This is a genomic window from Streptomyces parvulus, from assembly GCF_014648855.1.
GTDB classification, from domain to species: domain Bacteria; phylum Actinomycetota; class Actinomycetes; order Streptomycetales; family Streptomycetaceae; genus Streptomyces; species Streptomyces parvulus.
The window spans coordinates 200,606-215,283 of sequence record NZ_BMRX01000002.1 but is presented as its reverse complement, the minus strand read 5'-3'; the positions used below and the strand labels follow the sequence as shown (position 1 = coordinate 215,283).

The following is a 14,678-nucleotide window of genomic DNA, read 5'->3' as shown; positions in this document are numbered from 1 at the left end:
TCACACATCTCCCTTGCGCACGGCGCCTGTTCGGGTCTCACCCCGGGCGGGCGCCGTTCGTCTGCCCGAACCTGCCACACAACAGGAGAATTCAGGCATCAGGGGGTAGTGAATGGAGCAAATCCGTTCCCAGAACGGTCAGTTGTGGTGCTGAATGGGAAGTGCGGGGATACGCAACGGCGCACGCCCCGCTCAGCGAGAGGGGTGCGCCACCGGCGGCTGAGAGGGGTTTGTTCGTGCATGCTTTCCCACACGGCACCACAGCGACACCGACCGCGATCGCAGTACCGCCATCGCTCCGTCTTCCGGTGATCGAGGCGGCATTTCCCCGGCAACTGCACCCGTATTGGCCGAAGCTCCAGGAGAGGACCCGTACCTGGCTGCTCGAAAAACGGCTCATGCCGGCGGACAAGGTCGCGGAATATGCCGACGGCCTGTGCTACACGGACCTCATGGCGGGCTACTACCTGGGCGCCCCCGAGCCGGTGCTCCAGGCGATAGCGGACTACAGCGCGTGGTTCTTCGTCTGGGACGACCGGCACGACCGGGACATCGTCCACGGCCGCACCGGCGCCTGGCGGCGGCTGCGCGACCTGCTGCACACGGCACTCGACTCACCCGGGGACCACCTGCACCACGAGGACACCCTGGTGGCCGGGTTCGCCGACAGCGTGCGGCGCCTGTACGCCTTTCTGCCCGGAACCTGGAACGCCCGGTTCGCCCGGCACTTCCACGCGGTGATCGAGGCGTACGACCGGGAATTCCACAACCGCACCCGCGGTATCGTGCCGGGCGTCGAGGAGTATCTCGAACTCCGGCGGCTCACCTTCGCCCACTGGATCTGGACCGATCTGCTGGAGCCGAGCGCGGGCTGCGAATTCCCGGACGCGGTGCGACAGCACCCCGCATATCGCAGGGCCGCGTTGCTGAGTCAGGAATTCGCCGCCTGGTACAACGACCTCTGCTCCCTTCCCAAGGAAATCGCGGGCGACGAGGTCCACAATCTCGGGATCAGTCTCATCACGCATCAGGGACTCACCCTCGAAGAAGCCATCGTGGAAGTCAGACGCCGCGTCGAGGAATCCATCACCGAATTCCTCGCGGTGGAGCAGGACGCGTTACGTTTCGCCGACGGGCTCGCCGACGGAACCGTGCGCGGAGAAGAACTGAGCGCTGCCGTGCGGGCCGGCGTCGGCAATATGCGGAACTGGTTCAGTTCCGTGTACTGGTTCCACCACGAGTCCGGCCGCTACATGGTCGACAGCTGGGACGACCGGTCCACACCCCCCTACGTCAACAACGAAGCGGCAGGTGAGAAATGACCATCGAGTCCGTCAACCCCGAGACCCTCGACCCGGCCGCGCGGGAGCTGCGCGAGCCGCCGTTCGCGGGCGGCGGCGTCCCGCTGCTCGGCCACGGCTGGCGGCTTGCCCGCGACCCGCTGGCCTACATGTCCCAGCTGCGCGACCACGGCGACATCGTGCGCATCAAGCTGGGCCCGAAGACCGTCTACGCGGTCACCGCCCCCGAACTCACCGGCGCCCTCGCCCTGAGCCCCGACTACCACATAGCCGGCCCGCTGTGGGAATCGCTGGAGGGCCTGCTCGGCAAGGAGGGCGTGGCGACGGCCAACGGCCCGCTCCACCGGCGCCAGCGGCGCACCATCCAGCCGGCGTTCAAGCTCGACGCGATCCCGGCCTACGGGCCGATCATGGAGGAGGAGGCGCACGCGCTCGCCGAGCGCTGGCGGCCGGGGCGGACCGTGGACGCCACCTCCGAGTCCTTCCGGGTGGCCGTGCGCGTCGCGGCCCGCTGCCTGCTGCGCGGGCAGTACATGGACGAGCGCGCCGAGCGGCTGTGCGTCGCCCTCGCCACCGTCTTCCGGGGCATGTACCGGCGCATGGTCGTCCCGCTGGGGCCGCTCTACCGCCTGCCCCTTCCGGCCAACCGCAAATTCAACAGCGCGTTGGCCGATCTGCACCTGCTGGTGGACGAGATCATCGCCGAGCGCCGGGCATCCGGTCAAAAGCCGGACGATTTGCTCACGGCATTGCTGGAGGCGAAGGACGACAATGGGGACCCGATCGGGGAACAGGAGATCCACGACCAGGTCGTCGCGATACTCACCCCCGGAAGTGAGACCATCGCCTCCACGATCATGTGGTTGCTGCAGGCACTTGCCGACCACCCGGAACATGCCGACCGCATACGTGACGAAGTCGAAGAGGTCACCGGCGGCCGCCCGGTGGCATTCGAGGACGTGCGGCGGCTCAGGCACACCGGCAATGTCATCATCGAGGCCATGCGTTTGCGTCCGGCCGTATGGGTATTGACCCGCCGCTCCGTGGCCGAGACCGAACTCGGTGGCTATCGCATTCCGGCCGGTTCGGACATCATCTACAGTCCGTACGCAATCCAGCGCGATGCGAAGTCGTACGCCGACAACCTGGAGTTCGACCCGGACCGCTGGCTCCCGGAACGCGCGGGGAATGTGCCGAAATACGCCATGAAGCCGTTCAGTGTGGGCAATCGCAAGTGCCCCAGCGACCACTTCTCGATGGCGCAGCTGACGCTGATCACGGCCGCGCTCGCCGCGAAGTACCGCTTCGAGCAGGTGGCGGGCTCGAACGACGCGGTCCGGGTCGGCATCACGCTGCGTCCGCACGACCTGCTGGTCAGGCCCGTGGCGCGGTGAGGCTCAGGCGGCGGCCTCCGGGCCCCGGAAGGTGCGCCGGTAGGCGTGCGGGGTGGTGTTCAGGGCCCTGACGAACTGGTGTCTGAGGGCTGCCGCCGTGCCGAAGCCGGTGCGCCAGGCGATGGCGTCCATCGTCTCGTCCGTCGCCTCCAGCAGCCGCTGGGCCAGCAGCACCCGCTGGCGCAGGATCCAGCGGTAGGGGGTGGTGCCCGTCTCCTGCTGGAAGCGGCGGGCGAAGGTGCGCGGGGACATGTGGGCCCGCACCGCGAGCTGCTCGACCGTGACCTCCTCGTCGAGGTGCTGGTCCATCCAGGCCAGCACCTCGCCCACGGTGTCGCAGGAGGAGCGTGGCAGGGGGCGCTCGATGTACTGCGCCTGACCGCCGTCCCGGTGCGGCGGCACCACCATGCGCCGGGCGATCCGGTTGGCGACCTCCGGTCCCTGCTCCTTGCGCACGATGTGCAGGCAGGCGTCGATGCCGGCCGCGGTGCCCGCCGAGGTGATCACCGGGTCCTCGTCGACGTAGAGCACGTCGGGCGCGACGGCGGCCCGCGGGTACTGGCGGCCCAGCTCGGCCGCGTGGTGCCAGTGCACCGCGCACCGCCGGCCGTCCAGCAGCCCGGCGGCGCCCAGCACGAACACCCCGGAGCACACGCTCAGTACGCGCGCCCCCCGGTCCACGGCCCGCCGCAGGGCGTCCAGCAGCGCGGGCGGGTACTCCCGGCGTACGAAGTCGCTGCCGGCCGGCACGGTGATCAGGTCGGCCTCCTCCAGCCGGTCGAGGCCGTACGGCGTCGAGACGGTCAGACCGCCGACGTGCGTGCCGAGCGAGGGCCCCTCGGCGGAGACCACCGCGAAGTCGTACACCGGCAGGCCCTCGTCGCTCCGGTCGATGCCGAAGACCTCGCAGACCACGCCGAGTTCGAAGGGATGCACACCGTCGAGCAGGACGGCCGCCACGTTTTCCAGCATGCCGCCAGTGTGCCCCGGAACTGGCAGGAAATCGAGGCCCTACGGCAGTCCTGCCACTCCCGGTAAGGAGTCAGGGGCGCGACAGTGGTGTCATGACCGGAAACCAGATGGAAGCCCTGATCGGAATGTCACTGACCTTCGGACTCCTGGTCCTCATGGTCCTCCCCTCGGTGATCGGCATCGTGCGCGACCGGCGCATCGACCGTCAGCTCAGGGAGGCCCGGGAGAACGTCCGGGAGAACGTCCGGGAGGGAGAGGAGACTCAGAAGTCCTCGTCCAGGTCGACGGTGCCCTCCACCGCCACCTGGTACGCGGAGGGACGCCGCTCGAAGAAGTTGGTCAGCTCCTGAACCCCCTGGAGCTCCATGAAGGAGAAGGGGTTCTCCGAGCCGTAGACCGGAGCGAAGCCGAGGCGCGTGAGGCGCTGGTCGGCGACGCACTCCAGGTACTCCCGCATCGAGTCGGTGTTCATGCCCGGGAGGCCGTCACCGCACAGGTCGCGCGCGAACTGCAGCTCGGCCTCGACGGCCTCCCGCAGCATGTCGGTGACCTGCCGCTCCAGCTGGTCGTCGAAGAGGTCCGGCTCCTCCTTGCGCACGGTGTCGACCACGTCGAACGCGAAGGACATGTGCATCGTCTCGTCCCGGAACACCCAGTTGGTGCCGGTGGCCAGACCGTGCAGCAGACCGCGGCTGCGGAACCAGTAGACGTACGCGAACGCGCCGTAGAAGAACAGGCCCTCGATGCACGCGGCGAAGCAGATCAGGTTCAGCAGGAAGCGGCGGCGGTCGGCCCGGCTCTCCAGGCGGTCCATCGACTCGACCGAGTCCATCCACTTGAAGCAGAACCCGGCCTTCTCCCGGATGGAGGGGATGTTCTCCACGGCCGCGAAGGCCGCGGCGCGGTCCTCCGGATCGGGCAGGTAGGTGTCCAGCAGGGTCAGGTAGAACTGGACGTGGACGGCCTCCTCGAAGAGCTGCCGGCTCAGGTAGAGCCGCGCCTCGGGGGAGTTGATGTGCTTGTAGAGGGTGAGCACCAGGTTGTTCGCCACGATGGAGTCGCCGGTGGCGAAGAAGGCCACCAGGCGCCCGATCAGGTGCTGCTCCTCGGGGCTGAGCTTCGCGAGGTCGGCGACGTCGGAGTGGAGGTCCACCTCCTCGACGTGCCAGGTGTTCTTGATGGCGTCCCGGTAGCGCTCGTAGAAGTCGGGGTAGCGCATGGGGCGCAGGGTCAGCTCGAAGCCCGGGTCGAGCAGGTTCTTCGTGTTCTCGGACATTACTGGCAGGCCTCGCAGGACTCGGGGTTTTCCAGGGAGCAGGCGACCGCCTCGGGATCCGGGACGGCCTGGGCGGGGACGGTGGCGCGGCCGGCGGCGCGGGCGATCCTCGTCGCGGGGCGCGAGCGCAGGTAGTACGTGGTCTTCAGGCCCTGCTTCCAGGCGTACGCGTACATCGAGGAGAGCTTCCCGATGGTCGGCGTCTCCAGGAACAGGTTCAGCGACTGCGCCTGGTCCAGGTACGGGGTGCGGGCGGCGGCCATGTCGATCAGGCCGCGCTGCGGGATCTCCCACGCGGTGCGGTACAGCGCCCGGACGTCCGCGGGGATCCAGCTGAAGTCCTGCACCGACCCGTTGGCCTCGCGCAGCGCCTCGCGGGTGCGGGCGTCCCAGACGCCGAGCCGCTTGAGGTCGTTCACCAGGTAGGAGTTGACCTGGAGGAACTCGCCGGAGAGGGTCTCGCGCTTGAACAGGTTGGAGACCTGCGGCTCGATGCACTCGTAGACGCCGGCGATCGAGGCGATGGTGGCGGTCGGCGCGATGGCCAGCAGCAGGGAGTTGCGCAGCCCGGTGGTGGCCATGCGCTCGCGCAGCGCGGCCCAGCGCTCCGGCCAAGCGGGCTCGACGCCGTAGTGGTCGGGGTGCAGCACGCCCCGGGCCGTGCGGGTCTTCTCCCAGGCGGGCAGGGGGCCGTTGCGCTCGGCGAGGTCGGTGGACGTCTCGTACGCGGCGAGCATGATCCGCTCCGCGATGCGAGTGGACAGGGCCTTCGCCTCGGGCGAGTCGAAGGGCAGGCGGAGCTGGAAGAAGACGTCCTGGAGCCCCATCGCGCCCAGGCCCACCGGGCGCCAGCGGGCGTTGGAGCGGCCCGCCTGCTCGGTCGGGTAGAAGTTGATGTCGACGACCCGGTCCAGGAAGGTGACCGCGGTGCGGACGGTGGCGTCCAGCCGCTCCCAGTCGATGTCGCCCCGGGCCGCGTCGACGAAGGCGCCGAGGTTGACCGAGCCCAGGTTGCAGACCGCGGTCTCCCCGTCGTCCGTGACCTCCAGGATCTCCGTGCAGAGGTTGGAGGAGTGGATGACGTTGCCCGGCTCGGCCGTCTGGTTGGCGGTGCGGTTGGCGGTGTCCTTGAAGGTCATCCAGCCGTTGCCGGTCTGCGCGAGGGTGCGCATCATGCGGCCGTACAGCTCGCGGGCGGGCAGGGTCCTGCGGGCCAGCCCGGCGGCCTCGGCCTTGCGGTAGGCCGCGTCGAACTCCGCGCCGTACAGGTCGGTCAGCTCGGGCACGTCGGCCGGCGAGAAGAGCGACCACTGGCCGTCGGCGTCCACGCGGCGCATGAACTCGTCCGGGATCCAGTGCGCCAGGTTCAGGTTGTGCGTGCGGCGGGCGTCCTCACCGGTGTTGTCCCGCAGCTCCAGGAACTCCTCGAGGTCCGCGTGCCAGGTCTCCAGGTAGACCGCCGCCGCGCCCTTGCGCCGGCCGCCCTGGTTCACGGCCGCCACCGAGGCGTCCAGCGTCTTCAGGAACGGGACGATGCCGTTGGAGTGCCCGTTGGTGCCCCGGATCAGGGAGCCGCGGGAGCGGACGCGGGAGTAGGCGATGCCGATGCCGCCGGCGTGCTTGGAGAGCCGGGCGACCTGGTGCAGGCGGTCGTAGAGGGAGTCCAGCTCGTCCTTGGGGGAGTCGAGGAGGTAGCAGGACGACATCTGGGCGTGCCGGGTGCCCGAGTTGAACAGGGTGGGGGAGGAGGGCAGGTAGTCGAGGCGGCTCATCAGGCCGTAGAGCGCGGCGACCTCGTCGACGGAGCGGGCGCTGTCGTCCTCGGCGAGTCCGGCGGCCACCCGCAGCATGAAGTGCTGGGGCGTCTCGACGACCTTGCGGGTGATCGGGTGCCGCAGCAGGTAGCGGCTGTGCAGCGTGCGCAGCCCGAAGTAGCCGAAGCGGTCGTCGGCGCCCGTGTCCACCAGCGCGTCCAGCCGCTCCCCGTGCAGCCGCGCGAACTCGGCGGTGCGGTCGGCGATCAGGCCCTCGCGGTGGCCGGTGGCGACGGACTCGCTGAAGCACGTGACGCCCTGGGAGGCGGCCTCCGCGCGGATGGAGATGGTCAGCAGCCGGGCGGCCAGCCGGGAGTAGACCGGGTCCTCGGAGATGAGACCGGCCGCCGACTCGGTGGCCAGCTCGCGCAGCTCGGCCTCGTCGGCGTGGGCGGACCGGCCGCGCAGCGCGGCGGCGGCGACCCGGCCGGGGTCGGCGCCGGGGAGGTCGGCGGTCAGCTCGGTCAGCGTCCGCAGCAGGGCGGCACCGGGTCCGTCGGACTCCTCGGTCACCGGCATCGCTGAAGTCGTCACCGGGGTCGCGGTGGCCGGATCGGCTGGCGCGATGGTCACGTGGGGCACTCCCTCGCTCGGCACGGGGCCTGGCGGAGGGCAGGGGGCAGCTCACGAGCGCACGCGGCGTCGCGTCCACCGGCCCACTCCACGAGGCCCGGACGTCATGGCACCCGGGCCGGGAGGCCGGGCGCGCTGTCGGCAGGTCCTCGGACTGGACACGCGGGCGCGGACGCCGGGGGGCGTTCGGATGCACGCATGTACACCGTTGCGGGACAGTTCCGGATTCGCACCGGATTCCCCTGCGGCGACAGCGAGCACGAGCATACATCTTGTGCCGGGCTCCGCCAGCACCCCCAGATGTTGTGTCCGTGAGCGTGTCGGCGTGGTGTCAGAGCGTCAGTTCATAGGTGAGCAGAGTGATGTCGTCCAGCTCCGGCAGGGGGTTCCAGTCGCGGTCCGGGGTGCGGGTGAAACCCAGGCGCTCGTAGAGGCGGTGGGCACCGTGCATGGTGCGCTGGGTGGACAGCACGACCCGCACGCAGCCCGGCACCGACCGGGCGCGCTCGACGCAGGCCCGCACCAGTGCCTCGCCGGCCCCGCGTCCGCGCGCCTCGCGGGCGACGGCGAGCATGCGTATCTCGGCCTCGCCGGGCCGGGCGATGTCCGCCATGGGCCCGCCGGAGGGCACGAAGGTCGCGCCGCCGAGCACCCCGCCGTCCGCCGCCGCGACCAGCACCTCGGCGGCCGCCGCCCGCTTGGCCACGGCACGCAGCTCGTGCAGGTACGCGTCGTCGTCCCCGAAGTCGAGGAGGCCGTCGCCCAGGTAGGCGTGTGCGGTGATCTCGCCGAGGGTGTCGTACTCCTCGGCCGTCGCCCGCCGGATCACGAAGTCCATGCCCCGAGTGTGCCCGACGGGTACGACAGCGGGCCGCCGGATGTCTCCGGCGGCCCGCTGACGAGAAGGGGGCTAGTGCGAGGTGCCCGCCGTGGCCGGGGGCAGTTCGACCTCGACGCCCGGGTCGCCCGCGTCCGCCGTGTAGTCGCCAGGCTTGGTCTCGTCGACGCCGTCGGGCGCCTTGACCGCCCGCAGGACGAAGGTGAGGACCACGGTGACCAGGACGTTCAGCACGAAGGCGGTGAGACCGATGTAGCCGATCTCGCCGATGCCGGGGATCTCGTCGGAGGAGCCGCCGAAGTGCTTCTGCGTCGGCGAGGCCACGCCGTACGCGGCGACCGTGCCGTAGACCATGCCGACCGCCCAGCCGCCGAGCAGCGCCCAGCGGTGGAACCAGCGGGTGAACAGGCCGCCCACCAGGGCCGGGAAGGTCTGGAGGATCCAGATGCCGCCGAGCAGCTGGAAGTTGATCGCGACCGTCTTGTCCATGCCGAGGACGAAGATCAGCGCGCCCACCTTCACCAGCAGCGACACCAGCTTGGAGACCTTGGTCTCCTGGGCCGGGGTGGCGTCCGGCTTGATGAAGTCCTTGTAGATGTTGCGGGTGAAGAGGTTCGCGGCGGCGATGGACATGATCGCCGCCGGGACCAGCGCGCCGATGCCGATGGCCGCGAAGGCCACGCCCGCGAACCAGTCCGGGAACATGTTCTCGAACAGCTGCGGGATCGCCAGCTGCCCGTTCTCCACCTTGACGCCCGCCGCGATCGCCATGAAGCCCAGCAGGGCGAGCAGGCCCAGCATCAGCGAGTACAGCGGCAGGATCGTGGTGTTGCGCCGGATCACCTCACGGCTGCGCGAGGACAGCGTCGCGGTGATCGAGTGCGGGTACATGAAGAGCGCCAGCGCCGAGCCGAGCGCCAGTGTGGCGTACGTCCACTGCCCGCCGTGGTCCGGCACCAGGCCGCCGTTGCCCGAGGCGGTGAACTTGTCGTTCGCCGCGGCGAAGATGTCGTCGAAGCCGCCCAGCTTGATCGGGATGTAGATGATCGCCACCGCGATGACGATGTAGATCAGCGTGTCCTTGACGAACGCGATCAGCGCGGGCGCGCGCAGCCCCGACGAGTAGGTGTACGCCGCGAGCACGCCGAAGGCGATCAGCAGGGGCAGGTCCTTGATGAACCAGTTGGTGTCCTCGCCGCCGCCGACGCCCATCACGTCCAGCACGGCCTGGATGCCGACCAGCTGGAGCGCGATGTACGGCATCGTGGCGAGGATGCCGGTGACGGCCACCGCCAGCGAGAGCCCCTTCGAGCCGAAGCGGCCGCGCACGAAGTCCGAGGTCGTCACGTACCCGTGCTTGTGGGAGACCGACCACAGGCGCGGCAGGAAGGTGAAGATCAGCGGGTAGACCAGGATCGTGTACGGCACCGCGAAGAAGCCGGCCGCGCCCGCCGCGTAGATCGCCGCCGGGACGGCCACGAAGGTGTACGCCGTGTACAGGTCGCCGCCCAGCAGGAACCAGGTGACCCAGGTGCCGAAGGAGCGGCCGCCGAGGCCCCACTCGTCGAGGCTGTGCTCGTTGGCGGCCCGGCGCCAGCGGGCCGCCAGGAAGCCCATCGCGGTGACGAGGACGAAGAAGAAGATGAAGACGCCGAGCGCGACGCCGTTCACGCCGTCGTTCATCGCGGCTCACCGCCCTTCGCGGCTCCGTGGGCGGCCCGTCCGCGCTGGTCGCGCCGCCACAGCTGGTACGCGATCACGGTCAGCGCGGTGGAGATGAGCACCCACGCCATCTGGTACCAGTAGAAGAACGGGATGCCGATGAAGGCCGGGTCGGTCTTCGCGAACGAACCCACCCACAGCATGGCGACGAACGGTGCGACTAGGCAGAGGCCGATGACGACGCGCACCGGCGTCACCACCGGGCCTCTGCTCACTTCCGGGGCTTGTGACATGCGGTGGCTCCGTCCCCTCGCTGATCACCTCGTGCAGTGCGCACGAAATGTAGGTGACGGTGTCGAGACAGCGGAAGCCCTCGTCCGCATATCGGTCCTGAACTGCAACTTCGCAGCCGGGAGCGGCATGTTTTCGTCGGGTATGCGTCAGTCCTGCGGGCGCTTGAGGCGGGCCACGAACTTGTAGCGGTCGCCGCGGTACACCGAGCGCACCCACTCCACCGGCTGGCCGGTGCGGTCCAGGGAGTGGCGGGAGAGCATCAGCATCGGCAGGCCCACGTCGGTGCCGAGCAGGCCGGCCTCCCGGGGGGTGGCCAGCGAGGTCTCGATGGTCTCCTCGGCCTCGGCGAGATGGACGTCGTACACCTCGGCGAGCGCGGTGTAGAGGGACGTGTACTTCACCAGGGACCGGCGCAGCGCGGGGAAGCGCTTCGCCGAGAGGTGGGTGGTCTCGATGGCCATCGGTTCGGCGTTGGCCATGCGCAGCCGCTCGATGCGCAGCACCCGTCCGCCGGCCGTGATGTCGAGGAGCCCGGCGAGCCGGTCGTCGGCGGTGATGTAGCCGATGTCCAGCAGCTGCGAGGTGGGTTCGAGGCCCTGGGCCCGCATGTCCTCGGTGTAGGAGGTGAGTTGCAGCGCCTGCGACACCTTGGGCTTGGCGACGAAGGTGCCCTTGCCCTGGATGCGCTCCAGGCGGCCCTCGACCACCAGTTCCTGGAGGGCCTGGCGCACGGTGGTGCGCGAGGTGTCGAACTCGGCGGCCAGGGTGCGCTCCGGCGGGACCGGTGTCCCCGGCGTCTGCGTCCGGGTCATGTCGAGCAGATGCTTCTTCAGACGGTAGTACTTGGGCACGCGCGCGGTACGGACGGTCGCCCCACCCTCGTTCTCCGCACTGCTGACGTCGGTGCTCATGCTCTGCCTTCCCGGCTCCGGGTGCCGAAGTGACCGGCATTCCTGTCGGCCACGGCTCACATCGTGGCACGGCTCCGCGCCGGGATGGCCCCGCACGCTCCGTGATCCCTTCTGTATACCCCTGGGACCCCCCTTGGTCTAGTCCACAGCAGGGTCGGACGTCGCTGGTACGCGCGTTCGGACCCCGGTCGGCGGGCCCTTCGGCCGGGGGTGGTACACCCGGTCCCGGTCCGCCCGATCTGGGGCTTGCGCAATGAAAGGTCCCTGCATATCTCGGTCGCATCACGGACGCGGGGAGCGTGGTTGCACACCCTTGACAGCCCTATTGGTCTGGGCCAAGCTCCCCGTACTGGTCTACACCATTGGTCCAGGTCCCGGCCCCATGGGCGGTCCGCGTCGACGAGCAACCGCGGGGAGGCAGGGGGGTTTTGTGGCATCCCTGAGGAGGGTGGCGTGAAGCGCAAGCTGATAGCCGCGATCGGTATCGCGGGCATGATGGTCTCGATCGCGGCGTGCGGGGGCGACAGCGGCGACGACGGCAAGAAGGCCGGGGCGGACGGTTACGCCGGCGAGACGCTCACCGTGTGGGTGATGGACGGGTCTTCGCCGGACCAGTGGCAGAAGGACGTGGCGGCCGCCTTCGAGAAGAAGACGAAGGCCAAGGTCAAGTTCGAGATCCAGACGTGGAACGGTATTCAGCAGAAGCTGACGACCGCCCTGTCCGAGGAGAACCCGCCGGACGTCTTCGAGATCGGCAACACCCAGACGCCGGCCTACGCGAAGACCGGCGGTCTGGCCGACCTGGCCGACCTGAAGAGCTCGATCGGCACGGACTGGTCCGAGTCGCTGAACGAGTCCGCCGTCTTCGACGGCAAGCAGTACGCCGCCCCGTGGTTCGTGGTCAACCGCGTGGTGGTCTACAACAAGAAGGTCTGGGCCGACGCGGGCATCAAGGAACTCCCCAAGACCCGCGACGAGTTCTACGCCGACCTCAAGACCATCGGCGACAAGACCGATGCCGAGCCGATCTACCTGCCGGGCCAGAACTGGTACCACTTCGTGGGCCTGGCGATCGGCGAGGGCGCCGAACTGGTCAAGAAGGACGGCGACAAGTACGTCTCCAACCTGGCCGACCCGAAGGTCGCCGCGGCCATGGAGACCTACAAGAAGTTCCAGGCACTCTCCAAGGCGCCCAAGGACAAGGACGAGGCCACCCCGCAGCAGGGTGAGGTCTTCGCCAAGGGCAAGACCGGCGCCTTCATCGGCATGGGCTGGGAAGCCGGCATCGCGATCGAGACCAACCCGGCGATCGAGAAGGACCTCGGCTACTTCACCATCCCGGGCGCGACGGCGGAGAAGCCCGAGGGCGTCTTCCTCGGCGGATCCAACCTCGCCGTCGCCGCGGGCAGCAAGAAGCAGGAGCTGGCCAAGGAGTTCCTTAAGGTCACGCTCTCCGACGAGTTCGAGGGCGCGCTGGCCAAGGCCAACGGCGTCATCCCGAACAAGGACTCGCTCCAGTCCAACCTGAAGGGCAACGCCGCCGCCGAGGCCGCCGCGCCGGCCGCCGGGGGCGGTGGCACCACGCCGCTGATCCCGGAGTGGGCCGCGGTCGAGAACGCGCCCAACCCGATCAAGACCTACATGACCGCCGTGCTCAACGGCAAGAGCACCGCCGAGGCGGCCAAGCAGGTCGAGGAAGAGTTCAACAAGCGCCTGTCGCAGCAGCAGTAACACCGGGTGTGCCGGGGCGGGGTGGCCGGTGACGGCTCCCGCCCCGGCGACCGTACGCGGGTCGACGTACACAGGTCGAGAAGAGAGAACGCGAGCATGACCGTGCAGACCGAACGGCCGCCCTCGGGCCCGGCGGACGTCCGCAAGGCGGACGGCGGGGGATCCGGCGGACCGAGAACGAGAGCCGCGTCGCGCGCCGGCGCCCTCGCCCCGTACCTGTTGCTGCTGCCCGCCGTCGCGGCCTCCGTGCTGCTGCTCGGCTGGCCGCTGCTGAAGGACGTCCTGCTGTCCTTCCAGAACCTCAACATGGCGCAGCTGATCCAGCACGTCACCGAGTGGAACGGCGTAGAGAACTACAAGGAGACCCTCACCAGCGAGCAGTTCTGGCGGGTCACCCTCCGCTCGATCCTCTTCACGGCGGCCAACGTCGCCCTGATCATGGTCCTCGGCACCCTGATCGGCCTGCTGCTCGCGCGCCTCGGCAGGCGGATGCGGTTCACCCTGCTGATCGGCCTGGTGCTGGCCTGGGCGATGCCCGTGGTGGCCGCCACCACCGTCTACCAGTGGCTCTTCGCCACCCGCTACGGCGTCGTCAACTGGGTCCTGGACAAGCTCGGCTGGCACTCCATGGCCGACTACAGCTGGACCAGCAGCCAGATGTCGACGTTCTTCGTCGTCACCCTGCTGATCGTCTGGATGTCCATCCCGTTCGTCGCGATCAACCTGTACGCGGCGACCACCACCATCCCGGGCGAGCTCTACGAGGCCGCGTCCCTCGACGGCGCCGGCGTCTGGCGGAGCTTCACCACGGTCACCATGCCCTTCCTGCGGCCCTTCCTCTACGCCACGACCTTCCTGGAGATCATCTGGGTCTTCAAGGCGTTCGTGCAGGTCTACACCTTCAACGAGGGCGGCCCGGACCGGCTCACCGAGATCCTGCCCGTGTACGCGTACGTCGAGGGCGTCGGCAACCAGCACTACGGCATGGGCGCGGCGATCGCGGTCCTGACCATCCTGATCCTGCTCGGCCTGACCGCCTACTACCTCAGGATCGTGCTCAAGCAAGAGGAGGACGAGCTGTGAAGCGCTCGCTCTTCGGCCGCGTCTGGCCCAACGCCACGGCGGTCGTCCTGTTCATCGGCTTCGTCTTCCCCGTGTACTGGATGTTCGCCACGGCCCTCAAGCCGCGGGGCGACATCCTCGCGGACAACCCGGTCTGGTTCCCGACCGACATCACCTTCGAGCACTTCGAGACCGCGACGGGCGCCGACCACTTCTGGACGTACGTCACCAACTCGCTCACGGTGACGGTCCTCGCGGTCGTCTTCTCCCTGATCATCGCCCTGGCCGGGTCCTTCGCCCTGGCGCGGATGCGGTTCAAGGGGCGGCGCGGCTTCATCATCGGCTTCATGCTGGCCCAGATGGCGCCCTGGGAAGTCATGGTCATCGCGATGTACATGATCGTGCGGGACGCGTCGATGCTGAACAGCCTCGTGCCGCTGACGCTCTTCTACATGATGATGATCCTCCCCTTCACCATCCTGACGCTGCGCGGCTTCGTCGCCGCGGTGCCCAAGGAGCTGGAGGAGTCCGCGATGGTCGACGGCTGCACCCGCGCCCAGGCGTTCCGCCGGGTCATCCTGCCGCTGCTCGCGCCGGGCCTGATGTCCACCTCGCTGTTCGGCTTCATCACCGCCTGGAACGAGTTCGCGCTCGTCCTGGTCCTCAACAAGGACACCGAGGCCAAGACGCTGCCGCTGTGGCTGTCCAGCTTCCAGACCCAGTTCGGCGACGACTGGGGTGCGACCATGGCCGCGTCGTCCCTCTTCGCCATCCCGATCCTGATCCTCTTCGTCTTCCTCCAGCGCAAGGCCGTCAGCGGCCTGACCGCCGGCGCCGTGAAGGGATAACG

The 14,678-nt window shown here is 69.1% G+C and carries 13 protein-coding genes and 1 riboswitch; of the genes, 6 read left to right on the top strand and 7 right to left on the bottom strand.

The genetic code is table 11. The features are described from left to right. The first annotated feature begins 236 nt into the window (after positions 1-236). Positions 237-1,322 carry an epi-isozizaene synthase gene (cyc1, locus tag IE108_RS03920; RefSeq protein ID WP_064731961.1) on the top strand — a complete coding sequence of 362 codons (1,086 nt, stop codon included), beginning with the start codon at positions 237-239 and terminating at the stop codon, positions 1,320-1,322. Beyond that, the gene (locus tag IE108_RS03915; RefSeq protein WP_064729754.1) at positions 1,319-2,695 is read left to right on the top strand and encodes a bifunctional albaflavenone monooxygenase/terpene synthase; all 1,377 of its coding nucleotides are present in this window, start codon (positions 1,319-1,321) and stop codon (positions 2,693-2,695) included. Before cyc1 ends, IE108_RS03915 begins: the two co-directional genes overlap by 4 nt. A 3-nt stretch (positions 2,696-2,698) precedes the next feature. Here IE108_RS03915 and IE108_RS03910 read toward each other — a convergent pair whose 3' ends face one another. Beyond that, positions 2,699-3,667: a GlxA family transcriptional regulator gene (locus tag IE108_RS03910; RefSeq protein ID WP_064729755.1), complete on the bottom strand. Its 969-nt coding sequence runs from the start codon at positions 3,665-3,667 to the stop codon at positions 2,699-2,701. 92 nt (positions 3,668-3,759) lie between these two features. On the opposite strand from IE108_RS03910, the gene IE108_RS03905 reads away from it, so the two are divergent. After that, a complete protein-coding gene (locus IE108_RS03905; protein ID WP_064729756.1) occupies positions 3,760-4,017 on the top strand; it encodes a hypothetical protein in 258 nt (85 codons plus the stop codon). Here IE108_RS03905 and IE108_RS03900 read toward each other — a convergent pair. From IE108_RS03900 to IE108_RS03875, 6 genes are all read right to left on the bottom strand, one after another. Further along, the gene (locus IE108_RS03900) at positions 3,930-4,943 is read right to left on the bottom strand and encodes a ribonucleotide-diphosphate reductase subunit beta (protein ID WP_064729757.1); all 1,014 of its coding nucleotides are present in this window, start codon (positions 4,941-4,943) and stop codon (positions 3,930-3,932) included. The two genes, IE108_RS03905 and IE108_RS03900, sit on opposite strands and share 88 nt — an antisense overlap. Beyond that, positions 4,943-7,330 carry a ribonucleoside-diphosphate reductase subunit alpha gene (locus IE108_RS03895; RefSeq protein ID WP_064729758.1) on the bottom strand — a complete coding sequence of 796 codons (2,388 nt, stop codon included), beginning with the start codon at positions 7,328-7,330 and terminating at the stop codon, positions 4,943-4,945. Before IE108_RS03895 ends, IE108_RS03900 begins: the two co-directional genes overlap by 1 nt. A gap of 123 nt (positions 7,331-7,453) precedes the next feature. Then, a riboswitch (cobalamin riboswitch) is annotated at positions 7,454-7,597 on the bottom strand. Between the two features lie 64 nt (positions 7,598-7,661). Further along, positions 7,662-8,168 (bottom strand): GNAT family N-acetyltransferase, encoded by a 507-nt coding sequence (locus IE108_RS03890; RefSeq protein ID WP_064729759.1) that lies wholly within the window; start codon positions 8,166-8,168, stop codon positions 7,662-7,664. A gap of 72 nt (positions 8,169-8,240) precedes the next feature. Further along, positions 8,241-9,851, bottom strand: coding sequence for a monocarboxylate uptake permease MctP (mctP, locus tag IE108_RS03885; RefSeq protein WP_064729760.1), 1,611 nt, complete (start codon positions 9,849-9,851; stop codon positions 8,241-8,243). After that, complete coding sequence (locus IE108_RS03880) at positions 9,848-10,123, bottom strand: DUF3311 domain-containing protein (protein ID WP_064729761.1); 276 nt, start codon at positions 10,121-10,123, stop codon at positions 9,848-9,850. The genes mctP and IE108_RS03880 overlap by 4 nt, the downstream gene beginning before the upstream one ends. A 147-nt stretch (positions 10,124-10,270) precedes the next feature. Then, positions 10,271-11,035, bottom strand: a complete 765-nt coding sequence (locus tag IE108_RS03875) for a GntR family transcriptional regulator (RefSeq protein ID WP_064729762.1) — start codon at positions 11,033-11,035, stop codon at positions 10,271-10,273. A gap of 453 nt (positions 11,036-11,488) precedes the next feature. On the opposite strand from IE108_RS03875, the gene IE108_RS03870 reads away from it, so the two are divergent. The 3 genes from IE108_RS03870 (at position 11,489) to IE108_RS03860 (ending at position 14,676) form a co-directional block, all read left to right on the top strand. After that, positions 11,489-12,766, top strand: a complete 1,278-nt coding sequence (locus IE108_RS03870) for an extracellular solute-binding protein (RefSeq protein WP_064729763.1) — start codon at positions 11,489-11,491, stop codon at positions 12,764-12,766. Between the two features lie 96 nt (positions 12,767-12,862). Further along, complete coding sequence (locus IE108_RS03865; RefSeq protein WP_064729764.1) at positions 12,863-13,849, top strand: carbohydrate ABC transporter permease; 987 nt, start codon at positions 12,863-12,865, stop codon at positions 13,847-13,849. Continuing rightward, positions 13,846-14,676, top strand: a complete 831-nt coding sequence (locus IE108_RS03860) for a carbohydrate ABC transporter permease (RefSeq protein ID WP_064729765.1) — start codon at positions 13,846-13,848, stop codon at positions 14,674-14,676. The genes IE108_RS03865 and IE108_RS03860 overlap by 4 nt, the downstream gene beginning before the upstream one ends. Positions 14,677-14,678: the final 2 nt, after the last annotated feature.